19 protein-coding genes are annotated in these 23883 nt (G+C 45.1%); 11 read left to right on the forward strand and 8 right to left on the reverse strand.

Annotated features, from left to right (window positions below; genetic code table 11):
- Positions 1–93: 93 nt before the first annotated feature.
- The gene (pspF, locus tag L1076_RS12495; protein ID WP_237303702.1) at positions 94–1104 is read right to left on the reverse strand and encodes a phage shock protein operon transcriptional activator; all 1011 of its coding nucleotides are present in this window, start codon (positions 1102–1104) and stop codon (positions 94–96) included.
- A 233-nt stretch (positions 1105–1337) separates the two neighbouring features.
- Here pspF and pspA point away from each other — a divergent pair, with 233 nt between their 5' ends.
- The 7 genes from pspA to L1076_RS12530 all read left to right on the forward strand — a co-directional run bounded on the left by pspA (position 1338) and on the right by L1076_RS12530 (position 8647).
- On the forward strand, positions 1338–2009 hold the full coding sequence (gene pspA, locus L1076_RS12500; protein WP_038873620.1) for a phage shock protein PspA: 672 nt from the start codon (positions 1338–1340) through the stop codon (positions 2007–2009).
- A 14-nt stretch (positions 2010–2023) separates the two neighbouring features.
- Positions 2024–2257 (forward strand): envelope stress response membrane protein PspB, encoded by a 234-nt coding sequence (pspB, locus tag L1076_RS12505; protein WP_038873617.1) that lies wholly within the window; start codon positions 2024–2026, stop codon positions 2255–2257.
- Positions 2250–2639, forward strand: coding sequence for an envelope stress response membrane protein PspC (gene pspC / locus L1076_RS12510; protein ID WP_038873614.1), 390 nt, complete (start codon positions 2250–2252; stop codon positions 2637–2639). The genes pspB and pspC overlap by 8 nt, the downstream gene beginning before the upstream one ends.
- 156 nt (positions 2640–2795) lie before the next feature.
- Positions 2796–3827 carry an efflux RND transporter periplasmic adaptor subunit gene (locus L1076_RS12515; protein WP_038873611.1) on the forward strand — a complete coding sequence of 344 codons (1032 nt, stop codon included), beginning with the start codon at positions 2796–2798 and terminating at the stop codon, positions 3825–3827.
- 1 nt (position 3828) lies between these two features.
- Positions 3829–4914, forward strand: a complete 1086-nt coding sequence (locus L1076_RS12520; protein WP_042601833.1) for an efflux RND transporter periplasmic adaptor subunit — start codon at positions 3829–3831, stop codon at positions 4912–4914.
- Positions 4911–8015 carry an efflux RND transporter permease subunit VmeI gene (gene vmeI / locus L1076_RS12525; RefSeq protein ID WP_237303703.1) on the forward strand — a complete coding sequence of 1035 codons (3105 nt, stop codon included), beginning with the start codon at positions 4911–4913 and terminating at the stop codon, positions 8013–8015. The genes L1076_RS12520 and vmeI overlap by 4 nt, the downstream gene beginning before the upstream one ends.
- 71 nt (positions 8016–8086) lie before the next feature.
- Positions 8087–8647, forward strand: coding sequence for a DNA-3-methyladenine glycosylase I (locus L1076_RS12530; RefSeq protein ID WP_237303704.1), 561 nt, complete (start codon positions 8087–8089; stop codon positions 8645–8647).
- Between the two features lie 76 nt (positions 8648–8723).
- Here L1076_RS12530 and L1076_RS12535 read toward each other — a convergent pair whose 3' ends face one another.
- The 5 genes from L1076_RS12535 to cls all read right to left on the reverse strand — a co-directional run bounded on the left by L1076_RS12535 (position 8724) and on the right by cls (position 15599).
- On the reverse strand, positions 8724–10310 hold the full coding sequence (locus L1076_RS12535) for an SgrR family transcriptional regulator (RefSeq protein WP_237303705.1): 1587 nt from the start codon (positions 10308–10310) through the stop codon (positions 8724–8726).
- Between the two features lie 380 nt (positions 10311–10690).
- Entirely contained in the window at positions 10691–11542 is an 852-nt protein-coding gene (locus L1076_RS12540) for a lipase secretion chaperone (RefSeq protein WP_045407715.1), read from the reverse strand.
- 13 nt (positions 11543–11555) lie between these two features.
- The gene (locus L1076_RS12545) at positions 11556–12458 is read right to left on the reverse strand and encodes a triacylglycerol lipase (protein WP_009705784.1); all 903 of its coding nucleotides are present in this window, start codon (positions 12456–12458) and stop codon (positions 11556–11558) included.
- Positions 12459–12738: 280 nt separating this feature from the next.
- A complete protein-coding gene (locus L1076_RS12550) occupies positions 12739–13944 on the reverse strand; it encodes a cystathionine beta-lyase (protein WP_038881407.1) in 1206 nt (401 codons plus the stop codon).
- Between the two features lie 194 nt (positions 13945–14138).
- Positions 14139–15599, reverse strand: coding sequence for a cardiolipin synthase (gene cls, locus L1076_RS12555; RefSeq protein WP_038873594.1), 1461 nt, complete (start codon positions 15597–15599; stop codon positions 14139–14141).
- A 372-nt stretch (positions 15600–15971) separates the two neighbouring features.
- On the opposite strand from cls, the gene L1076_RS12560 reads away from it, so the two are divergent.
- The 4 genes from L1076_RS12560 to L1076_RS12575 all read left to right on the forward strand — a co-directional run bounded on the left by L1076_RS12560 (position 15972) and on the right by L1076_RS12575 (position 20965).
- The gene (locus tag L1076_RS12560; protein ID WP_038873593.1) at positions 15972–17399 is read left to right on the forward strand and encodes a sodium-dependent transporter; all 1428 of its coding nucleotides are present in this window, start codon (positions 15972–15974) and stop codon (positions 17397–17399) included.
- A gap of 246 nt (positions 17400–17645) precedes the next feature.
- The gene (locus L1076_RS12565) at positions 17646–19259 is read left to right on the forward strand and encodes a methyl-accepting chemotaxis protein (protein ID WP_164492037.1); all 1614 of its coding nucleotides are present in this window, start codon (positions 17646–17648) and stop codon (positions 19257–19259) included.
- Positions 19260–19308: 49 nt separating this feature from the next.
- Positions 19309–20001, forward strand: coding sequence for a TIGR01621 family pseudouridine synthase (locus L1076_RS12570; protein WP_045407711.1), 693 nt, complete (start codon positions 19309–19311; stop codon positions 19999–20001).
- A gap of 31 nt (positions 20002–20032) precedes the next feature.
- On the forward strand, positions 20033–20965 hold the full coding sequence (locus L1076_RS12575) for a class I SAM-dependent methyltransferase (RefSeq protein ID WP_237303706.1): 933 nt from the start codon (positions 20033–20035) through the stop codon (positions 20963–20965).
- Positions 20966–21057: 92 nt separating this feature from the next.
- Here L1076_RS12575 and L1076_RS12580 read toward each other — a convergent pair whose 3' ends face one another.
- A complete protein-coding gene (locus L1076_RS12580; protein WP_237303707.1) occupies positions 21058–22101 on the reverse strand; it encodes a hybrid-cluster NAD(P)-dependent oxidoreductase in 1044 nt (347 codons plus the stop codon).
- Between the two features lie 76 nt (positions 22102–22177).
- Positions 22178–23839: a hydroxylamine reductase gene (gene hcp / locus L1076_RS12585; RefSeq protein ID WP_237303708.1), complete on the reverse strand. Its 1662-nt coding sequence runs from the start codon at positions 23837–23839 to the stop codon at positions 22178–22180.
- Between the last annotated feature and the right edge of the window lie 44 nt (positions 23840–23883).

Genomic DNA, 23883 nt, shown 5'->3' on the forward strand with positions numbered 1-23883 from the left:
ATGAAGTTCCGCTCAATTCCCCCTAATTCGATAAAGGGGGCTGTGTTTTAGTATAGTGAGCGATTCAAGGATGATGCCATTTACGTCAAAGACTTAGCTTTGTCCAACCAATCCGTATTTTCTTACCATCCCCCTAAGTTGATGGTAACTGAGTCCAAGTAAGTCCGCTGCTTGTCGTTGATTAAATTTGGCCTCTTCTAATGCGCGGTTAAGAAGAGTGATGTCTTGTTCTTCTTGCCATTGTTTGTAGTCCAGCGGGAAGTTAATTGTTGGACCAACATGAGGTTGCTCCGTTTCCTGCTCTCCTTGCTCTGAAGAATGACCAAGTGCGTTTTCCCAACCGGTTTCAAATGGATTAAACACCAAGTACTCGATTGGATCGGCATTGAGTCCGTGGCGATAAATAGCTCGCTCTATTACGTTCTTGAGTTCACGCACATTACCAGGCCAAGCGTAATCTAATAGAGACTGTTGTGCTTCTTCTGTAAAGCCAACAAAGTACTCCAGTTGCAATTCACGACACATTTTTATGGCGTAGTGCTCGGCGAGAGAAAGAATGTCTTCTTTGCGTTCTCGCAAGGGTGGCAACATGATCACATCAAAGGCCAGTCGGTCGAGCAAGTCCGCGCGAAAATCACCGCGCTCTGCCAATTGTGGAAGGTCAGCGTTGGTAGCACACACCAAACGAACGTCTGCAGTTAATGCGGTATGGCCTCCTACACGCTCATACTCGCCGTATTCGATTACTCGCAATAGTTTTTCTTGTACCAAAAGCGGGGCTGTCGCGAGTTCATCGAGGAAAAGCGTGCCCCCTTCGGCCCTCTCAAAGCGTCCCTTGTGTTTCCCTTTCGAACCGGTAAATGAACCAGGTTCATGACCAAAAAGTTCAGAATCAATCAAGCCTTCGCTTAATGTCGCACAGTTTAGAGAAAGCAGTGGCTTATCCCAACGTCTTGATAAATAGTGTAAACGTTGTGCGATGAGTTCTTTACCTGTGCCTCGTTCTCCGATTATGAGGACCGGTCGTTCAATCGGCGCGATTTGTGATACTTTATCTAACACAGAGAGAAAGGCGGGTGATTCACCGATTAGGTTCTGCTTCATAAAGTCCTTCTTATTTTTTATCTGACCATGATTTACAGTATTGAAGTTGGTGAAATTTACCAACTGTTGGTAAAAAACATCATAGCATATCAGTGTGCTACAACAACAAAATGATTAACTCATTGTTTAGTAAGGGAAAACAAAGTTGGCATGCTACTTGATATAGGTAAAGGGAGACACAAGGTAAATGACCACCTTGTCGAGTTTAAATAGGAAGAAAGAGGAGTTCCGTTATGGGTATTTTTTCTCGTTTTGCAGATATCGTTAACTCAAACATCAGTGCATTGCTAGACAAGGCGGAAGATCCTGAAAAAATGATCCGTCTTATCATTCAAGAAATGGAAGACACACTTGTTGAAGTGCGTACCAACTCGGCTAAAGCGATTGCAGACAAAAAAGAGTTGGCTCGCAAAGTGGAAGCACTAGAAGAGCAAATCACTGAGTGGGGCCAAAAAGCGAGCCTTGCACTAGTAAAAGAGCGTGAAGATTTAGCGCGTGCTGCTTTAATTGAAAAGCAGAAACTTGAGCACGTAATTAAAGGCCTTCACACTGAGCAAACACTCGTTGAAGAAACCATCGAAAAATTGACGGGTGAAATCGGTAAGTTGGAAGCCAAAATTACAGAAACTCGAGCGAAGCAACAAGCGCTTGCGATTCGTAACCAAACGGCTTCTAACCGACGTGATGTTCAAAAACAATTGCACGCAGGTCGTACAAACGAAGCGATGGCAAAGTTTGAACAATACTCTCGTAAAATTGATGAGATGGAAGCAGAAGCGGATCTTTACGCAAAGACTGGTAATGCTAAATCGTTAGACCAAGAGTTTGCAGAGCTGCAAGCACAAGATGAAATTGAAAAAGAGTTGGCAAAACTGAAAGAACAGATGTCATCGAACGATAAATAAGAAAGGAGCCATTCATGTCGACATTTATTATTACTGGACCATTGATTGTCTTTTTAATCTTTGTCGCTCCACTATGGCTCTTCTTACACTATCGCAGCAAACGCAAAGCAGATAGTGCACTGTCGGGCCAAGATCTAGAGCGTCTTCAGGTACTGTCTGAAAAAGCGGAGGCGATGCAATCTCGCGTTGAAACATTGGAGCGTATCTTAGATGCAGAATCCCCAACGTGGAGACGAAAGTATGATTAAACGAGAGCTGTATCGCGACCCTGTTAATGGCAAAATCTCCGGTGTGTGTGCCGGAGTCGCGAACTACTTTGGTGCGGAAGTTTGGTTGATTCGGATCGTCGTGATATCGGCAGCCTTACTTGGTGGTACTTTTCTCGTGTTGCTGGCTTATATTGCAATGACATTCATGTTGGAAAAGCAGCCCGTAACTTATACTGAGAATATCAAGTCACGCCAAGAGCATACGTTGAAGAGCAAACCATGGCAGAAAGGCCAGAGCCCAGACCAACTGTTGAGTGTTTTAGAAAGTGACTTTAGCCGCCTTGATGGAAAAATCCGTAGTATGGAAGCGTATGTCACGTCCGACGCATATCGTGTAAACAGAGAATTTAATAAGCTCTGATAATTAATTATGATTTTATTGATAAAGCAGGCTTCGGCCTGCTTTATTTTTGTCTCAAATTGCTATTTTTAAAGAATTTTTTTGCTCCGATGCTCTAGAAGAACACCATAAATTCATCTACCTTAAAAGGAATGGATCTTAAATGGATGAATTAACATGAGAAAAGCGCTCATTCCAATCGCTGTCATGACGGTTCTCTCTGGGTGTGGAAAAGAGCTACCACCAGTCCCAGAACCGGAATCTCGGCCCGCTAAACTCTTTACGGTCACTGTAGGCAATGCACAGTTTGAAAGACACTTTCCTGCCACGACAGAAGCCGGAGACCGAGCCGTTCTCGCATTCCGAGTGCCTGGTTTGCTTCAATCGATCGAAGTCAATGCCGGACAAATGGTGAATAAAGGTGATGTGCTTGCCGTACTCAACCCTGACGAATACTCGCTACTCGAAAAACAAGCCCGAGCAAATTACACCCTTGCTGATGTTCAATACGAACGCTCGAAAAAGCTTCGTAAAGAGCAAGTGGTTTCGGAACAAGACTTCGATGCGGCGAAAGCCAATCACAATTCAGCTAAAGCTCAGTGGAATCAGGCCAAAGCTAACCTGAGGTACACAAAGCTTGTTGCGCCTTACGATGGCACGATTTCGTATCTGCCAGCAGAAAACCATGAGTATGTGGCGGCAAAAGAAGGCGTCATGAATATTCAAACCAATCAAGTCATGAAGGTGTTGTTCCAGCTTCCTGATCATCTACTCAGCAAATTCACACAGGGTGCGAATGCTTATGCATCAATGACATTTGATGCGTTTCCTGAGCGCGCTTTTGAGGTGACATTCCAAGAAATTGATACCGAAGCCGATCCTAAAACTGGCAGTTACAAAGTGACAATGGTAATGGAGCGTCCTGAGGGCGTTGGCATCCTACCAGGAATGTCCGGTAATGTTCATCTTGTGTCTGAAAACGCGGGTGCGACTAAAATTCCTGATTCAGCCCTGTTTACCGAAGATGGCAAAACCTGCGTTTGGCGTGTTAATGATCAAGGCATTGTTGAAAAAGTCTCGGTTTCTTTGAACGACAAGCAGCAAGTTGAAAAAGGGCTAGAGGATGGAGATCAAATCATCATCTCTGGTGTCAATGTCATTGAGCCGGGTATTAAGGTTCGTGAGTGGGTTAAGGAGCGAGGATTATAGTATGAAAGGAATCATAGCTTTAACCACGCTTTGCTCTGCCGTGTTACTTGCAGGCTGTGGTGAAAAAGGCCCAGAAAGAGAATTGGAGACCCCTCGTGTTCGTGTTGCTTCTTTAGAAGGGCAGCGCGTTGATGACAACTTATATTTTCCTGCGATAGCCAACGCTGCCGATCGTTCACATTTGAGTTTCCGTGTGGCAGGTGAGGTAAGTCGTGTTTTGGTCAAAGAAGGCGATAAGGTCATTAAAGGTGATGTCATTGCTAGGCTTGACCCAACCGATTATCAATTGGACGTAGATAACGCATCTGCGCGTTTTTCTGTGGTAGACAGCCAATATCGTCGTTCCGCACCGCTGGTTAAAAAAGGTTTATTAGCTAAGTCCCAATTTGATGAGATTGCGGCACAACGCCAAATCGCGCTCGCTGAGCTTGAATTGGCTAAGTTGCGTTTGTCTTTCACTGAGCTTAAAGCGCCAGTCGACGGCATTATTTCCCGTGTTAATGTCGATCAATTTGAAAATATTCAAGTTGGTCAATATATCGTTAACATTCACAGTGTTGATCGCGTCGAAGTCCTTATTCAGCTCCCCGATCGTCTTTACGTGAACCAACCTCCTACTGAAGAGCGTTTGACGGCAATTAATGCTGTCGTTCGTGTGCCAAGTGGCAATGAATACAAGGCGAAAATCAAAGAGTTCACGACAGAACCTGACCCTGATACAGGCACCTTTACGGTGACGCTATCACTGCCAATGCCGGAAAACGAATACATTCTTGATGGTATGGCGGTAGACGTGACATCGAAAGATGAAAAGGTGGGTCTTGAGCTTAACGTCGGCATTAACGTTCCTATTGAAGCGATCTTTAATGCCGATGGAGATGATCTGAGCCGTGAAAATAAATTCGTTTGGGTTTTAAATGATGATAATACCGTGAGCCGCAAACAAGTGCGTGCAGGTAAAGCGTCACAAACCTCAGTTCAGATTCTTGATGGCCTAGAACTTGATGACAAAGTCGTTGTTGCTGGTGTATCCCGATTAAGAGATGGCATAAAAGTGGAAGTGGTTAAGCAGGAGGCAACGCAATGAGTGAACAAAAAAATACTGCGCCTCAAGATGATGATAACGTAACTGGCATTGCGGCCTATTTTATTTGTAACCGTGTAATTAGTTGGATGGTATCGCTGATCTTCTTAATCGGTGGTATCTCTGCGTTCTTTGGCCTGGGTCGTCTCGAAGACCCAGCCTTTACCATTAAAGACGCAATGGTTGTTACTTCTTATCCTGGCGCGACACCGCAACAGGTCGAGGAAGAAGTAACCTATCCAATCGAAAAAGCGATTCAGCAATTAACCTATGTGGATGAGGTTAACTCCATTTCCAGTCGCGGTTTATCGCAAATCACTGTGACCATGAAAAACAACTATGGTCCGGATGACTTACCGCAGATTTGGGATGAGTTACGCCGTAAAGTCAACGATCTAAAAGGCACGTTACCGCCGGGTGTTAATGATCCATCGGTTATCGATGACTTTGGTGATGTATACGGTATCTTGTTGGCCGTAACTGGTGATGGCTACAGTTATAAAGAGCTGCTCGACTATGTTGATTATTTAAGGCGGGAACTCGAACTTGTTGACGGCGTCAGCAAAGTTTCGGTTTCTGGCCAGCAACAAGAGCAAGTCTTCATTGAAATCTCGATGAAGAAGTTGAGCAGTCTTGGCCTATCACCAAATACGGTTTTCAATTTACTTTCGACTCAAAACGTCGTTTCCGATGCCGGTGCAATTCGAATTGGTAATGAGTACATTCGTATTCAACCGACGGGGGAGTTCCAAAGTGTTGATGAGCTAGGTGATTTGTTGATCACGGAATCAGGTGCTCAAGGTCTTATCTTTTTAAAAGACGTTGCTGAAATTAAACGTGGCTACATGGAAGTCCCGACGAACATCATCAACTACAACGGTGAACTGGCGTTGAACTTGGGCGTCTCATTCGCTCAAGGTGTGAACGTTGTGGAAGTGGGTAAAGCATTTGATCGCCGTGTTGCAGAACTGAAATACCAACAACCCGTTGGTGTTGAAATTTCAGAAATCTACAACCAGCCGAAAGAAGTAGATAAGTCAGTGAGCGGCTTCGTTATCAGCCTAGCTCAAGCGGTTGGTATCGTAATTATCGTTTTGCTGTTTTTCATGGGGCTGCGCTCGGGTCTGCTTATCGGTCTAATTCTGCTTTTGACCGTGCTTGGCACTTTCATCTTCATGAAGTATCTGGCCATCGATTTGCAGCGTATTTCGTTAGGTGCCTTGGTTATTGCTCTAGGTATGCTGGTGGATAATGCCATCGTTGTCGTGGAAGGGATACTCATAGGTACCCAGAAAGGGAGAACGAGACTGCAAGCTGCAACGGATATTGTAACGCAAACTAAATGGCCGCTATTGGGTGCAACGGTGATCGCGGTGACGGCGTTTGCACCAATCGGTTTATCAGAAGACTCGACGGGTGAATATTGTGGCACCCTGTTTACCGTGTTGCTTATCTCTCTGATGTTAAGTTGGTTTACGGCGATTTCGTTAACCCCATTTTTTGCTGATATCTTCTTTAAAGGGCAGAAAATCAAAAGTGGTGAAGGCGAAGACAACGACCCATACAACGGTATTGTTTTTGTTATGTACAAGAAGTTCCTCAGCTTCTGTATGCGCCGAGCTTGGTTCACCGTGGTTGTTTTGGTGGCAGGTTTGGCCGCGAGCGTTTACGGCTTTACGCACGTGAAACAAGCATTCTTCCCATCTTCAACGACACCTATCTTCCAATTGGATGTTTGGTTACCGGAAGGCACCGATATTCGAGCGACTGACGATACGTTGCAGGAGTTAGAAGGTTGGTTGGCAGAACAGGACCATGTAGACCACATCACGACGACGGCGGGTAAAGGTTTGCAACGTTTCATGCTGACCTACGCACCAGAAAAAAGCTACGCGGCTTATGGTGAGATCACTACTCGAGTTGATAACTACGAAGCACTAGCCCCGTTAATGGAACGTTTTAGAGAGCATTTGAAATCTGATTACCCAGAGATCAACTACAAGCTGAAACAAATTGAATTGGGCCCTGGTGGCGGTGCGAAAATTGAAGCACGTGTTATCGGTTCTGATCCAACAGTGCTACGTACTATCGCTGCGCAAGTGATGGATGTGATGTACGCCGACCCAGGTGCAACAAACATTCGTCATGATTGGCGTGAACGTACTCAGGTACTTGAGCCTCAGTTTAATGAAAGCCAAGCACGCCGTTACGGTATCACCAAATCAGATGTGGACGATTTCCTTTCAATGTCGTTTTCGGGCATGAGCATCGGTCTTTACCGAGATGGTACAACGCTAATGCCAATTGTTGCTCGTCTACCAGAAGATGAGCGTATCGATATTCGCAACATCGAAGGGATGAAGATTTGGAGTCCAGCACAGAGTGAGTTTATTCCATTGCAACAAGTGACCATGGGTTACGATATGCGTTGGGAAGATCCAATCATTGTGCGTAAGAACCGCAAGCGTATGCTAACGGTGATGGCAGATCCAGATATCTTGGGTGAAGAGACGGCGGCAACATTGCAAAAACGCCTACAACCTCAGATTGAAGCGATCGAAATGCCACCAGGCTACTCTCTAGAGTGGGGTGGTGAATATGAGTCTTCTGGTGATGCTAAAGCATCGTTGTTCACCACGATGCCGATGGGTTACTTGTTCATGTTCTTGATCACCATTTTCTTGTTCAACTCAATCAAAGAACCTTTGATTGTTTGGTTAACGGTGCCTCTGGCATTGATTGGTGTGACGACAGGTTTATTGGCCTTGAATACACCATTCGGTTTTATGGCGCTGCTGGGCTTCTTGAGCTTGTCTGGTATGGTTCTGAAGAATGGTATTGTACTGCTTGACCAGATCGAGATTGAGATGAAGTCGGGTAAAGAAGCGTACGATGCCGTAGTTGATGCCGCGGTGAGTCGTGTGCGCCCGGTATGTATGGCGGCAATCACTACCATTCTTGGTATGATTCCTCTACTACCGGATATCTTCTTCAAACCAATGGCAGTAACCATCATGTTTGGTTTGGGTTTTGCGACCGTACTGACACTAATTGTTGTACCAGTGTTGTATCGTCTATTCCACAGAGTAGCATTACCAAAGTAACCGCTTAACTCAGTTAAGTTTGAAAAACGCCTCTGACCGATTGTCAGGGGCGTTTTTATAAGGATAAAAGTATGGAACATAGAACGTGTGCATGGGCGATGAACCACCCACTTGAACGTGAATATCATGATGCGGAATGGGGAGTACCTGTTCATGATGACAACGTATTATTCGAGTTCATTACGCTAGAAGGCGCGCAAGCCGGCTTGAGTTGGATTACGATTCTGAAAAAGCGAGAAGGCTATCGTGAAGCGTTTGAGCACTATGATTTAGAGAAGTTGATTCAACGCGATGAAGAGCGTACAGAGTTCATCGTTGAGAACTTCGATGTGGTCAAGCATCGCGGTAAAATCAATTCGGTATTTAGCAATGCCAAAGCGGCCAAGCAATTGATTGAAGAAAACGGAAGCCTTTCCGCTGCGCTATGGCAATTTGTTGATGGCAAGCCAATTGTGAATCATTGGACAGACATGAGCCAAGTGCCAGTCTCTACCGAACAGTCCAAAGCGATGAGTAAGTTCCTTAAGAAGAAAGGCTTTAAGTTTGTTGGTGAGACCATTTGCTACGCCTTCATGCAAGCAGTAGGCATGGTCGATGACCACATTGTTGGTTGTCCTAAGAAGGTCAACTAACCTTAGTAAGAGAGGTAACCAGCCAGAGTTAACGTTATACGATAGGCATTTGCATACTCTGGCTGTCATTGTTGAATCAAAAACTGGGCTTTATCCATAATTTGGAAAAGTCACACCAGCCTAGGCCATTAATATCAACGCCCTCAACTCTTGATGGAACCGTTAGTGTCAGATCTTCTGAGGAAAGAATTGAAAGGATATTGTCTTCAGTTAAGTCAGCTATTAATTGATTTAACAATGCTTCGCGCTCCTGACTACAGGTGCTTTGGCGAACGGATTGCAATGTTTGATTTAAGTGCTCGTGTTGGCGCCATGTCATGCAATTTTGCCAGTAGGGGTAGAGTTTAAAAAAAGCATACAGGCTGGCACTCTTATCTCCTTCTATTCGAATGCCGCCCAACGTGAGATCTTGTTTCGCCAAGGTTCGGCCAAAACTGATTTGATTCGCAGAAACAGAATTCCCGAGCCGAGAGAAAGCGGCCGTTAGTTTTGCTGCAAAATGTCGGCTTTCATTGTTGTTTTCAAAGCTAAACGTCACAGGGAAACGTAAATCTAGGTCGGTTGTTGCTGCATTCCTAAACAAGTCAACGAATGCTTGTTTTGTCGACTCGTCTTGAAGGCCTTGATGATTGAACAAAATAAAGAAATAGCCAATTTCTTTCGTTGAGATTTGGTAGTTCTGTTCTCCGCTTTCAAGGAAGAAGAAGTTCTCTTCACACTTCTTATCTGATGCCCATTCTTCATGAATCCAAATTTCAATGTGTTCTACAAGCGCACTTTGGCCGCAATAGTGTTCATTTCGATTTAACCTAAATAATTTGTCAGAGTTAACATCAACGCTAAATGGTCCAGACCCCACTGGCGAAAAAGCGGTTCTATCAGCGCAAACATAGCGCTTGGGCATTATGGAAGCTTCGGCTCTACTTAGCAGAGAAGGTAGGTTTGGGTCTGGTGTGTTTAAATGGATCTCAAGACAATGTGGCGTCACTGCGCTTATCGAGATAATGTGATCATACAAGCGTCCCCAATGCGCTGACGTTACTAGTGTGTTGATGCTGCTGACGACATCGTCAGAAGTGACGGGGGTTTGATCATGGAATACTGCGGCTGGACTCAAATGAAATCGCCAACAAGTGTCGCCTGTTTCACTTTCCCAATGGTGTGCCAAGTTTGCACTGAACGATTGCCCATTATTGCTTACCAAGGTTTGGAAAACTTCATGGATTAAATGGCGTTCCGTCCTGCCAGTCACGTGATGAGGGTGAAGCCAATCCAGTTTGCGGTGAAAGGGCGCATAAATTGTATTTTCACTTTTATGCGCGGTGCGAGCCAAATAGCGTTTTAGGTTAGACGCAATGCTTCGGTCATGAAAACCAATCAACTGATGAGCGAGGTCATATCGTTCTTGAACAATGGCTTGATCGACGGCTTGAAAGCAAGCCGTGAGTGGTTCAAGTAAACAAATCAGTTGCCCTTTTTGTCCTCGCCCTTTCATCGGCGACCAAGTGAGCCATTGATTTGCACTCATTTGTTTTAGTAATGTGCGAGCATGTCGCTCACTGCAATGAAATGCACTGGCGATGTCACCAATATGAACGTTGGATAAACCAGGGCCGACTTTTTTAAACAGATCTTCATAAAGTTCCAGCTTACGTTTATTCATTCTTTTCTCTATGGTGTTGGCGTTTTGTACATATTTTGTCTGAATTCGAGATTCTGGCTAATGCGCTTTCACTGAACTGAGTGGTGTCAAAGATATCATCCAGTCGCTGTATTCTTGCCGAAGGGGACAAGTAAAATAACTTGCTTAACCAACTGCATTTCGCCTCATGTTTATGGCTTGCTTGAATATAGTTTACGATAAAGCGATGTATTGTCATTATTCGGTTCCTCTTTGCTTTTATAGCAAGGAGGTTAAAGCTGCGTGTAAAAATAAAACCGGAACAGATATTCAAGCTGTTCCGGTTTTTTAGTTTTAAGATTTCCTAGGAAAGCCATGTAGTACTCGGCTATCTAGAATTACTGGGTGGGTGTTTTGATAGCTCACTGTTCACTATCATGAATTCTTTCTAAAGCTTCCACACGACGCCATTGGTGTTGCTCGAAGCTTTGCTCTCTTAATCCGGCGATTTCTGTTTTCTTTTCTTCTTCACCGAGGAAATCATTGTTGATGATCTCCGCTCGTTTCTCTAAATAATCGCTGAGTGAAGCATTAAACGAGGCTCGTTGCTCGTCCAAAGCCTGTAGTCGTTCGGCGCCTTCTTCGCCCACCAAATCAATACGAGCCAAATACTTCTCCTGTGCAGTCATTTCTGAGGTCTGATTTAGTTCAATCACTAGCGCGTTGTTGCGTTCACTTTGTTGAATGTAATCAGGTTGAGAGGCGAGGTTTTCTTCGAGCATTTGTTGTTGAGAATCCGCGTCTAATTGGGTTTCTCGAATGGCGAGTTTATCTATTGCTAACTGGCGTAAGCGATTTTCTTCATCGAAAAGTTGAGCGATTTGTTCGTCAGTAAAAAATTCGCTCTGCATCGACAAGATGGCGTTGTTCAGTTGTTTCAACTCCATCAATGACAATGAATTTCCTTCAAACGGTTCTAGCTTGGATAACGCTTCTTTGTAGGCGAGGTAGGTTTCGAACAATTCTGCGTTGATATCCAGTGAATTTGATTGTGATTCTCCGGCTTCTACGTTGGCTTTGATTTCTGCAAGGCTTTGCTCCCCAAGACTGCTCAATGAGTACTCAAAGAAGTCTTTCTGGGAGGAAAGATCAACTGTAGTGTCTTGTTGTGAATGCGCCTTTATTGGCTGCGCTGACTGAGGTTGATACAAATAAACCGCTCCTACACTAATGAGTGATACAACGGACACAATGACAAGAGCGGCTTTCTTCATGATAAGTTCCTTTTTATAGACCTTGCAGTTTCAAGCGATTTGCATGCTGACGATACAGTGTGACTGGGTCAGTTTCGAACAAGTGATGAATACCAAGCAATCCGTTGATTTCATCCAGATGATTCATCTTGTAGTTGTCTCGAATCACCTTACCTAGGTGAGTACTGCATGCCCCGACAAGGCCATCGTTCGGACCATCAAATGCTAAGCCTAAGACGACCATTGCGCCGTCAGTAGGGTCAAATAGATTGGTAAAGTTCGAAGAGCCCGTCCATGAGTAGTAATACACGCCATTGGATGCCAACAAATCACCATCTCCGCATTCACTGGTAGGGATACCTTCTGGGTAATACTGGTTGAAAGCCAAAGAACCTTCGGTGGTTAGAGCTTCTAAAGAGGCCAATGGATCTTGGTCGAGGTCTGTGCCACCAGAAAGTAGGTTAATCAATGTCACTAGCCCTTCTGCCAACTTCACAGCCACGCCTTCACTGATAGAGCCTTCAGGCACCGTACCGCGCACAATATCTGCAACTTTAGAGCCCTTATTTACTCCTCCGATACTGGTAACGGATGCTACTAAGTCTGGGCGTATGGAGGCGACATAACGTGTTGTTGGACCACCGTGACTGTGTCCAATCAAGTTGACCTTCTGTGCTCCTGTTGCAGCAAGCAGCGTTTCAACCTGTGCTAATAGCTGCTCACCGCGAGCTTCACTGCTGTTGGTCGCAGACACTTGGGCAACATAAACCGTTGCGCCATCTTTGGTCAGAGAGTGTGGTATGCCATAGAAGTAATCGACACCGGCTAAGGTATCAAAGCCAAACAACCCATGAACAAGAACAATGGGATATTTAGTCTCCGTGTACCCACTGGCGTTGGCAGATGCAAAGGGTAGGGTGCTTAAAACGAAAAGCATTGTTGTTATGAATCTGAGTTTCAAAACTATCTCCTTGTGGTATGACCTCTTGTGAGTTTTATAAAATAGGAGATAAGTTTTGCGGTTGAGAAGTTCGTTTGTGGCACATTGTTTTAATCTGTGATTACTCAAAAGAAAATCAACAGATATGATTAACATTGAATTTATGAATATTAGAATGTTAGTTAATTCTAATTAAGACAATGGGTTATTAACTCTGTAATGAGCGGCAAAAAAATAGCCTCGCAGTACGAGGCTATTTAATAATTGTTCTGAATGCTTATAAAGAGGCTTCTTTTTCGAGTACGAGCGCGTTGTATCGCTCGAAGCCAGCTTCAAGGTCGGCAATGAGATCTTCAACATCTTCAAGACCGATGTGCAGACGGACAAGTGTGCCTTCGAAGTTTGGATTCGCCACTGTGCGCAAACTGTTAAAGCTCTTTGGCTCGTTAGCTAAAATCAAACTCTCAAAACCACCCCATGAGTAACCCATGCTGAAGTGTTTCATGCCATCCAACAATGCTGTGGTTGCTTTCGGGTACGAGCTTTTCAATATGAATGAGAACAAGCCATTCCCACCAGTAAAGTCGCGTTTAAAGAACTCATGACCTGGGCAGGTTTCTAGGGCAGGGTGACGAACGTGATCGACTTCAGGGCGGCTTGCCAACCACTGTGCGACTTTCAGGCTGTTCTCTGCATGCTGGCGTAAGCGAACATCCAAAGTACGAATACCGCGCAGACCAAGATATGCGTCATCAGGAGAAACGCATTGTCCCATAAGGTAGCTTTGTTCGCGCAGCTGGTCCCAGTATTTCTCAGACGCAACCGCCGTACCCAGCATTACATCTGAGTGACCAACAATGTACTTGGTTGCTGCTTGGATAGAGATATCAACACCGTGCTCGAATGGTGAGAAATTCACACCGGCACCCCAAGTGTTATCAAGCATTACGATGATGTTTTTTTCGTGTGCAATGCTTGCTAAAGTCGGAACGTCCATGACTTCCATAGTGATAGAACCCGGAGACTCAAGGAAAAGTACCTTGGTGTTTGGCTGAATTAGGTCGCGGATACCTTCGCCTATCATAGGATCAAAATAAGTCGTTTCGACCCCCATTTTTTTCATAATGGTATCGCAGAAATCGCGGGTTGGTTCGTAACAAGTATCCACCATCAAAATGTGGTCGCCGGTTTCGATAAAAGACAGAATCGCATTCGAGATTGCGGCCGTGCCACAAGGGTAAAGTGCACAGCCAGCACCACCTTCGATTTCCACCATCGCATCTTGGAAAGCAAAGTGAGTATTCGTACCACGACGTCCGTAAAACAGTGTTTTGTTGGTTCGGTTAATCATTGCTTGGTTCTTTTCAGCAACTGTATCAAACACGATAGTTGAAGCTCGTTGTACTGGTGGGTTGACCACGCCATTCGTCCACTTCTTATCACGGCCTGCAGTAACGAATTTGGTCTTTTTGCCCTCTGACATAAAATTTCCCTGTCTAATTTACGATTTTCAATATTTAAAACATGGACGATGGGTGGTTTGCAAGGGAAAACTTAACTTCAAACGACTCCTCCGAGGATAGGTCGAAAAACAGAAGCATTGATTGAATAAGAAAAAGAAAACCGACAGTTTATGGCTGTCGGTTTTCGAGGAAGTTTTGTTATTTTAGGTACTTGCTACAGCAATGGATTAAACAGATAGAAAACACGCTCTAAGAAGCGAGAGAAAATACTGCGTTTTTCCCACTTATCTCGATCAACGGTATGGGACTGTTTGATATAGCTGTCTTGCAGCCACGACATCTGTTTTGTGAACTCTTCATCATCGACAGCCAGTGTTACTTCGAAGTTAAGCCACAAACTGCGCATGTCCATGTTTACGGTACCCACCAAACAGAATTGCTCGTCAATCACGACTGATTTTGTATGCAGTAACCCGCCATAGAATTCGTAAATCTTCACCCCAGCGACGAGCAACTCGTCATAGAATGCCCGCGAAGCCCATTGAACCATCATAGAGTCATTCTTGTGTGGGATGATAAGTTCTACTTCGATGCCGCGCTGCGCGGTCATTTTCAGAGTCTCCAATAGATCGGCACTTGGCACGAAGTAAGGCGTGGTGATTCTGACGGAACGATTCGCTTGGTTGATGGCTAATGTGAGTACTTGGTAGATCAAGTATTCTGGCATACCAGGGCCAGACGGCACCACTTGGATTGGATGCTGAAACTCGTCTTCTTTATTGTCGATTCTACATTCTGGATGCTTAGGAAAATAACGCTCACCAGTTTCTACTTCCCAATCCCAACAATGAATAGCGCTTAAAACATTTACCGTCGGTCCGGTGACTCGCACCATAATATCGATCCACTGCCCAACCCCACTGTTCTGCTTGAAAAAGGCGGGGTCAACCAAGTTCATCGAACCGGTGTAAGCGATCTCATCATCAATCACGATGATCTTACGGTGTTGGCGTAAATCCAAACGACGAAGGAAGATACGCCACATTTTTACTTCTAACGCTTGCACAACATCGATGCCTGCGTCTTTCATCATTTTATACCAATGACTGCGAAAGAAGCGTGGACTGCCCGCTGAATCGAGTAGCAGTTTTACGTCTACGCCACGTTTAGAAGCGCGAATCAAAGCCGAAGCAACAGCGTCAGCTAAACCACCGGGATGCCAAATATAGAAAACCATGCGAATACTGTGTTCAGCATTCTCGATGTCTTCGATAATCGAGTGGAGAATTTCGTTAGGCGATTGTTGTAGAGAAAGCGTGTTCCCACTTAATGCAGGTAAACCAAGACGATTGTTGCACAGCTCATCAATACGATAGATATGGCGTCCCATTGCTTCAGGGACATGCGCATTGCAGTCATTTAACTGAGTGAACCATCGCTGGAATGGTGAAAACATCTCTTTTGCGCGTTCTGCACGTTTGCGGCCGAGGTTGAGCTCACCGAATAGAAAATAACAAGCGACGCCAAGCACTGGCAGAATATAAATGATCATCAGCCATGCAAGAGAAACACTAACAGCGCGACGTTTTAATACGACACGGATCGTAACACCAGCAACCAAAAACCAGTAAAGGCCGATGCCAGTTAGAGTGAGAAAATGATAGAACTTGTCCATAGTCGCCAAAAGTAATAAACCCAATATGGATATTAAGCGTAAATGGCGGAACGGGAAACTATTTTCATACCACTAGAGGAGGATGATTTTGTATCGTGAAATGAATTTTATAACGAGACGTTCTGTTACTAAGGTGTGAAAAGTTGGAGGAAACCTTAACTTTTGCGTAAAAAAGCAGCATTTAGCGTGAACAATGATACATTTGTGCGATAAATGTGCTGATCGGGGTTCCAATTTTAAATTGAAACTGCTTTACTTGCCATACATAGAGCGTCATACAAACATCTTATAAAGTGTACATTATTTTTTACACGAACATATTCTAGACGCCTATCTCTATGCAAACACAACAAAACATTTTGGAGAAAAAGCGTGGCTACAAATACAGCAGCACCACGTGATACGTGGGGGTCTAAACTAGGCTTCGTCATGGCAGCAGCGGGTTCCGCTGTCGGTTTAGGCAATATATGGAAGTTCCCTTACACAGCAGGTGAGAGCGGCGGCGGCGCGTTCGTAGCAATTTACCTTTTATTCGTTATTTTTATCGGCTTTAGCGTCATGCTGACAGAATTCGCTATTGGTCGTAAGACAGGTCTTTCAGCAGTAGGTGCGTTCAAATCTACTGACCGCCGTTGGACGTTTACCGGTGTTATCGGCGTGCTAAGTGGTCTACTAATCATGGGTTTCTACCCTGTAGTAGGTGGCTGGGCGCTTGCTTACATCTTTAAAGTAGGTGGTGGTCTACTAAGTGCTCCTGAAGCAATTGGTGACAGTTTTGGCGGCTTCATTTCTGATCCAGTCCAACCGTTAATGTGGATGGGTGTTTACCTGTTCCTTAACATCGTTATCGTTATGAAAGGTATTTCTGGCGGTATCGAAAAGGCTGGTAAAATCCTCATGCCTCTTTTATTCCTTATCCTGATCGTTGTATCAGTGAAAGGTCTGATGCTTCCTGGTGCAATGGCGGGTCTTGAGTTCCTATTCATGCCAGACTTCTCGAAAGTAGACAGCAATGTCGTTCTGGCGGCGCTAGGCCAAGCATTCTTCTCTCTAAGTCTAGGTATGGGTTGTATGATGACGTACGGCTCTTACCTGAAGAAGAAGGAAAACTTAGTTCAAACTACCGGCATGGTTACGGCGATGGATACTGGTGTTGCAATCCTAGCGGGTGTAGCAATGTTCCCAGCAATGTTCGCATTCGGTATGGAGCCAGCAGCAGGCCCAGGTCTAGTATTCGTCGTTGTTCCTCAACTGTTTGCTGAAATGGGCGGCGTAATTGGCCTTCTATTTGCTCTGATGTTCTTCATTGGTCTAACAGTAGCAGCGCTGACGTCTTCAGTATCTCTGCTAGAAGTAGTGGTTTCTTACCTAATTGATGAGAAAGGCCTGAAGCGTTCTACAGCAGTACTGTCTGCGAGTGTCGTAATGGCAACACTGTGTGTGTTCGCATCGCTATCACTTGGTGGTGTTGGTCCGACACTATTCGGTACGGGCGCATTTGATATCTTTGACCTACTAACGGATAAGATCTTCCTAGCGGTTGGCGGTATGTTGGTATGTATCTTTGCTGGCTGGCGTCTAAACCGCGCTGAACTAGAGAAAGAGATCACTAACGACGGCAAAGTTTCTTTCCCACTATTTGGTCTATGGTACAACCTAGTTAAGTACGTAATCCCAGTGGCAATCGCAATCGTAGCCTTCATGGGTATCAAGTCTGGTTTCGACAGCGGTAAGGGCGAAATCATGCTGGTGGGTATCGGCATCATCGCACTGGCGGGTATCTTCTCTAAGAAGTTATAACCAAATAGACTTTGATTGAAAACGGGAACCTTAATCGGTTCCCGTTTTTTATATTCATAATTTATAGGATTGAGAAAACTCATATTAATAACGGGTAGTAATTGTGAGATCGCTCGCATAGAGATGTAGATCACAAAAAAATGTACTCAAGTTGCAGAGGTACGTTCCGATAACCCTTACAAAGCATGTGTAAATATGTGGATTAACCAGTAAGAAAATCCATGACAACGGTAAGGAAGGTTATTAGTGACAATGTCTGTTCGTAAAAAACTGTACGCGAGTTTTGGTGCCATTTTGGCGATCATGCTAGTGATGATAGGGATTATTACATTAGAAGTATTGAACTCGCACAAAGTGGCTGACGAGGTGAGAACGGACGATGTTCCTGAAACAGTTCAGTATCTAATTCTGATCGATGAGGCCGGTGATGTTTATCGCGATGCATTAGGAAGCATTGTTGGTGTCTCTGGCGCTCAGGCTGAATATCAAGTTAATAAAAAGGAGTTTGCAGCAGCGATTGCTGCAGTTAAACGTTTGGAGACGGTAGGTGGTGAAGATTACCGTAACGTTGAGAAAGCTGAGCGTTACATGAGCGATTTTACACGAGACTTTGAATCCCAAGTTCTGTCCAATCTCGGCTTAGAAAATGTTGAAGAGAATGTCGCGCGTCTTCGCTCACTTTATGAAACGAATCTAGCACCGCTTGAGTCTATCCTAGATGCTGCATCAATCGACGGTCGTCAAAGTACTAGTGAAGCTTTGCTTGATCTTTCGGATTCATTTAACAGTATCGAATTGACGATTTATGTGCTTGGTTCGATAGCACTTGTTGCCACTGCTGTTATCGCATACTTGTTGTCTAATTCGATTACTAGTCGCTTGAGTAAATTGGATGAACTGGCGCAGCGCGTTGCAGAGGGTGACCTAACGGTAGCGCCTATCGACGATAAATCAGGTGACGAGCTAGCAAACCTCGCGACATCTTTGAATAAGATGCAAGCATCTTTGACCAGTCTTATTGGTTCTATATCGTTAGTATCCGAAGAAGTGAAGTCCGTGACTGGAGAATTGGCTACCGTCAGTCAAGATATTGTCTCCGGTGCAAGCAGCCAAGCGGACAAAGCGCACTTGATCGCGACAGCGTCAGAAGAGTTGAGCTTGACCATTTCTCAAGTTGCCGAGCAAGGTGCAGCGACGTTTGAAGAAGCACGCAAGTCGGAATCAACTGCAGAGCAAGGGCGTACTGTTATTGTTGAGATGGTTGAAAGCATTCAGCAAGTATCACAGCAAATGTCGGATATGTCGGTGCAAATGAACAGCCTAGGTTCTCATGGCGAGAAAATCGGTGCGGTTATCAAAGTCATTGAAGATATCGCAGAGCAGACGAACCTTCTGGCATTGAACGCGGCGATTGAAGCGGCACGTGCAGGTGAGTTTGGTCGTGGCTTTGCTGTGGTTGCAGATGAAGTTCGTGCTCTTGCTGAACGAACAACAAAGGCAACACAAGAGGTTGGTGAGATCATCCAAGCAATTCAAGTCGGTACTCAAGAGGCGGTGACTTATACTGAGGACGGTTGTCGTTTGGTTGAAATTGGCGTGAGTCAAAGCTCAGGTGCAGTGAACTCACTGGAGGAAATCGTTTCTGGTGCGGCGCATGTTCAAAGTATGGTGAACTCAATTGCGACTGCTGCAGAAGAGCAAACCGCTGTAACGAAAGAAATTGCCGCGGATATTACGTCGATCAGTGATATTTCAGCTCGTTCATTACAACTAGCGAATGACAGCTCTCAAAGTGTTGAGGGCCTGAATCGTAAAGTTCAAGAGTTGGAAGCTCTAGTGGGTAAGTTTAAGCTCGCCTAATTGCTTAGAATCGGTATACTTCTGGCTCCAAACGTGGAGCCAGTTTTTTATGTTCGACATTCTACATACCCATCCAGATTTTCTGATCATCAATAAACATCCCAACGTCTCTGTTCATAAAGACGATGGTGACACTATGTTGCTTCAAGAAGTAGCAAAGCAGAGTGGTGATGAGCAGCTGTATCTTATCCACCGTCTCGATAAAATGACTTCTGGTATTCTACTTCTCGGCCGCAACGCGAAAGCAGCAAGCGCCTTATCTCAAGCATTTGCCAATCGCGAAGTCGAAAAGTTCTACCTTGCGATTGGCTCGAAAAAGCCTAAGAAGAAACAAGGGCTAGTAGTGGGTGATATGGAACGCTCTCGTCGTTCCTCATGGAAACTGGTCAACAGCAAAACGAATCCCGCGATTACCCAATTCTTTTCCCTCGCTGCAGAGCCGGGAGAGCGCCTGTTTTTATGTAAGCCGCACACTGGCAAAACACACCAAATTCGCGTGGCATTGAAATCAGTTGGCTCAGGAATTGTTGGCGATCCTATTTATAATGCAGGCGATGAAGCAGACCGTGGTTATTTGCATGCATTTTCGTTGTGCTTTCCGTATCAAGATGAAACTCATCGCTTTGTTTGCGACCCGCGCGAGCATAAAGTACTTGGCAGTAAATGGCATAATGAAGTCGTCTCTCAAGGTGTAGACTCTTGGCTTTCTCCGTGGGAACTAAACTGGCCTACGATCAAATAACCATCACAAAGAAAACGAATAAGAGAATTCGATGCAAGCATCACAACTTCCGCTGTTTTTCCAGCATCTAGAAGCGGAGCTAACACAAGCTCCCAATGAAATTCGCCGACTGTTTCACGGTCGTGGTCGCCGTTTTGAAGGTTTAGAGCAAATCACGTGTGATTGGTTACAAGGTCAGTTGATCATCAACCTATTTAAAGAAGTGGATGAGACGTTTCTTACTGAATTGAAAGTAGGGTTGAACATGCTTTCAGAATCTGCTCTGTGGGCAGAGAAACAAGGGCGTACGATCGTAATTCAACATCGCTACGCTGACGGCGCACCTTCTGAAACTTTGTTGGGTGAGCTAGATGCTCGACCTGTGGTTGAAGAAAGTGGCTTGAAGTACCAGCTAGACATCGGACGTAACCAGAACTTCGGTCTGTTCCTTGATATGCGTTACGGCCGTGACTGGGTACGTGAAAATGCGAAGCACAAAAACGTACTTAATCTGTTTGCTTACACTTGTGGCTTTTCTGTTGCTGCAATTGCTGGTGGCGCAGATAAAGTGGTTAACGTGGATATGGCGAGAGCATCGCTGTCTAAAGGTCGTGAGAACCATAAGCTGAATGGTCATAACATCAACCAAGTGAGCTTTATGGGGCACGACATCTTTAAGTCGTGGGGCAAGATTAAGAAAGCGGGCCAATACGATGTGATCATCATTGATCCACCATCATTCCAGAAAGGCAGCTTTGCACTAACCAAAGACTACAAAAAGATTCTACGCCGTTTGCCTGATTTATTGGCAGAAGGTGGTCAGGTGTTAGCGTGTGTAAACTCGCCATCGGTGACCAGCGATTTCTTGATTGAAAGCATGAAGGAAGAAGCGCCAGAGCTAACATTCCGCGAGCGTTTGGATAACCCGCCAGAATTTATGGATGTAGATAGCGAAGCTGCACTGAAGGTTTTACTGTTTAGCTGAGTTTAGATAAAGAAACTTCCGAGTTTAATAACACTTTTCCATAAGCAAAAAGCGCCTAGTACGGCGCTTTTTTAATGTTCGTATTAACGGCTTTAACCAATCTGAACTTCAAGATCGGATTCAATCGTCGAAGAGCAGGCGAGTACATAGCCTTGCTCAATTTCTTCTGGGGTCAATGTCTCAAGGCTGGTTGAAGAAACGCTGCCTTTGCGAACCTTACACTTACAAGAACCACAAATGCCGCTTCGACAAGCGACGATCAGCGGTAATCCAGCACCTTCCAATACGTCTGCGAGGACTTGGCCTTTTTGCGCATCAATCGTTTGAGCAAAGTCTGGCACTGACACATTGGCCTTTTCATCTGACACTTCAGCTTCGTCGTTCGCTGCTGGAGTAAAGCTTTCTTGGAAGAAGTTCACCATATCAAAGCCAAGTTCACTCAGGTAGCTTTGGACATCAAGCATAAACTGATTTGGACCGCATAGGTAAATCGTGCGCTGTTTAAAGTCGGGCACCAGTTCTTTTAACCACTCGGTATTCAAACGACCTTCTGGATAAAGCGTTTCACCACGGTTTTTCAATAGTAATTTCAAATTGAAATCTGGATAAACCGAATGGTAGGTCTCTAGCAAATCAAAGTAGATGGTTTCCGGCTTAGAACGGGCAATGTGCAGGAACTCAATATCAACACCAGCGTCGTTGCCTAGCCATTCTTTTGCCATCGCGAATACAGGCGTAATGCCACAGCCCGCACTAATGAGCAGTGCTTTCTTTCTACCGTTGACCTCGATTGGTGGATGATCAATGCAGTTGAAATCACCCGTAGGAGGAAGCGCTTGAACCGTATCGCCAATGAGAAGCTTATCGATGATGTAGTTGGAGACCTTGCCGCCTTCGACACGCTTTATCGTCAGTTGCAGGCAATCGTCACCGGAAAGAGAGCTGAGAGAGTAAGCACGAAACTCCATCTTGCCATCGATTTCAACGCCAAGGTTGATGAACTGACCGGCTTTAAATTCAAACAAGAGCGACTCTGACAGGTCTGCCAACTTGAGGCTCACTGCATCAGCAGTTTCATGGTATTTGTCTACACAGCGTAACGTGACAGGTTGACTGCCTTGCCATTCAAAAAACATAACAATCTCTTTGGTTGTCGAGTACTCAATAGATAAAAGCGCCCCCAATTAAGGAGGCGCGTGATAAGCAAGGTGATTACGCTGCTAGGATGGTTTTAAGATCATCCTGAACATTACCAATGCTACGCATATCGAATTTCTCTTGGATAATCGCAATCAAGTTTGGCGTCAGGAATGCAGGCGCTGTTGGACCCGTGTAAATGCCTTTCACACCAAGAGCGAATAGCGTAAGTAGGATCACAATCGCTTTTTGCTCGAACCAAGACAGAACAAGCGTTAGAGGTAGCTCGTTGATATCGCGTTCGAATTCTTTCGCAAGTGCCAGTGCAAGCTGGATTGCTGAGTACGCATCGTTACATTGGCCCACATCCAATAGGCGAGGGATGCCATTGATGTCGCCAAATGTGTTCTTGTTGAAGCGGTATTTACCACAAGCCAGCGTTAGGATTAGCGTATCTTCTGGTGCTTCTGCAGTGAAGTCGGTGTAGTAGCTACGTTCTGCTTTGTCACCATCACAACCACCTACTAGGAAGAAGTGTTTGATGTTGCCTTGCTTCACTTGGTCGATAACCGCTGGTGCTGCGTTCATTAGTGCGTTGCGACCGAAACCAACCGTGATGTTGTGTTCGATTTCGTCGTGCTGGAAGCCTTCTTGCGCTAATGCACATTCAATGACTTGGCTAAAATCGTCACCTTCTAGGTGAGCGACACCTGGCCAACCAACAATGCTACGAGTGAATAGACGGTCTGCGTATTGGCCAACATTCGGGTTCAATAGGCAGTTTGATGTCATCACAATCGCGCCAGGGAAGTTAGCGAACTCTTTTTGTTGGTTCTGCCAAGCACTACCGTAGTTACCTACTAGGTGAGGGTACTTCTTCAGCTCTGGGTAGCCGTGTGCAGGCAGCATTTCACCATTGGTGTAAACGTTAATGCCTTTGCCTTCAGTCTGTTGCAAGATTTTTTCTAGGTCGTGAAGGTCGTGACCAGAAACAAGGATACATTTGCCTTTCACAGGCTTCACGTTGACAGTGGTTGGCTCTGGGTGACCGAACGTTGCTGTTTCACCATGATCCAGCATTTCCATCACTTTGTAGTTCATAAGACCGATGCGCATTGAGCAGTCTAGCAATTCACCTAGATCTTCAGGGTCAGTACCAAGCCAAGCCATGATTTCGTGGTATTCCGCGAAGATATCATTGTTGGTTTGCTCAAGTACGCGTGCGTGTTCCATGTACGCAGCAGCACCTTTTAAGCCGTACAGGCAAAGTAGGCGCAGGCCGATAACGTCTTCGTGTACTTGGTCTTTACCACGGTTTACCGCTACTTGAGGAGCAAATGCTAGGATTTCTTCTGCACTGTTTGGCAGCTCGAAGTTCGCAACGTTAGGTACGTTCAATACGACTTCGTCAGCAAGTGTTGCGGCAGACATAACTTGGTCTTTTAGCAGTGCTTTGTATGTCGCTGCTTGAGAAGTTAGCTCAAGGATACGTTCAGGATCGAAGTTTACGTTAGTCAACGTAGAGAAGAATGCTCTTGGAGCCCATTGGTTGATTTCATCATTGATGATGTTGAATTCAAGCGCGCGTGCTGCCCAAAAAGAAACCCCTTGCAGAGTGTAAACCAACACGTCTTGTAGATCGGATACCTCTGAAGTTTTGCCACACATACCTTGTGCGAAAGAACAGCCTTTTACAGCTGGGGTTTGGATTGTCTGTTCACATTGAATACAGAACATATTGGGTTCTCCAGTGATTGTAGTAATAGTCGTTTTGTTTTTCC

The sequence above is a fragment of the Vibrio sp. MMG023 genome, assembly GCF_021654215.1.
In the GTDB taxonomy this organism is placed as follows: domain Bacteria; phylum Pseudomonadota; class Gammaproteobacteria; order Enterobacterales; family Vibrionaceae; genus Vibrio; species Vibrio jasicida.

Coding starts and splice junctions, on each gene's coding strand:
- pspF (WP_237303702.1), bottom strand. CDS start 1,104: ATGAAGCAGAACCTAATCGGTGAATCACCCGCCTTTCTCTCTGTGTTA.
- pspA (WP_038873620.1), top strand. CDS start 1,338: ATGGGTATTTTTTCTCGTTTTGCAGATATCGTTAACTCAAACATCAGT.
- pspB (WP_038873617.1), top strand. CDS start 2,024: ATGTCGACATTTATTATTACTGGACCATTGATTGTCTTTTTAATCTTT.
- pspC (WP_038873614.1), top strand. CDS start 2,250: ATGATTAAACGAGAGCTGTATCGCGACCCTGTTAATGGCAAAATCTCC.
- L1076_RS12515 (WP_038873611.1), top strand. CDS start 2,796: ATGAGAAAAGCGCTCATTCCAATCGCTGTCATGACGGTTCTCTCTGGG.
- L1076_RS12520 (WP_042601833.1), top strand. CDS start 3,829: ATGAAAGGAATCATAGCTTTAACCACGCTTTGCTCTGCCGTGTTACTT.
- vmeI (WP_237303703.1), top strand. CDS start 4,911: ATGAGTGAACAAAAAAATACTGCGCCTCAAGATGATGATAACGTAACT.
- L1076_RS12530 (WP_237303704.1), top strand. CDS start 8,087: ATGGAACATAGAACGTGTGCATGGGCGATGAACCACCCACTTGAACGT.
- L1076_RS12535 (WP_237303705.1), bottom strand. CDS start 10,310: ATGAATAAACGTAAGCTGGAACTTTATGAAGATCTGTTTAAAAAAGTC.
- L1076_RS12540 (WP_045407715.1), bottom strand. CDS start 11,542: ATGAAGAAAGCCGCTCTTGTCATTGTGTCCGTTGTATCACTCATTAGT.
- L1076_RS12545 (WP_009705784.1), bottom strand. CDS start 12,458: ATGCTTTTCGTTTTAAGCACCCTACCCTTTGCATCTGCCAACGCCAGT.
- L1076_RS12550 (WP_038881407.1), bottom strand. CDS start 13,944: ATGTCAGAGGGCAAAAAGACCAAATTCGTTACTGCAGGCCGTGATAAG.
- cls (WP_038873594.1), bottom strand. CDS start 15,599: ATGGACAAGTTCTATCATTTTCTCACTCTAACTGGCATCGGCCTTTAC.
- L1076_RS12570 (WP_045407711.1), top strand. CDS start 19,309: ATGTTCGACATTCTACATACCCATCCAGATTTTCTGATCATCAATAAA.
- L1076_RS12575 (WP_237303706.1), top strand. CDS start 20,033: ATGCAAGCATCACAACTTCCGCTGTTTTTCCAGCATCTAGAAGCGGAG.
- L1076_RS12580 (WP_237303707.1), bottom strand. CDS start 22,101: ATGTTTTTTGAATGGCAAGGCAGTCAACCTGTCACGTTACGCTGTGTA.
- hcp (WP_237303708.1), bottom strand. CDS start 23,839: ATGTTCTGTATTCAATGTGAACAGACAATCCAAACCCCAGCTGTAAAA.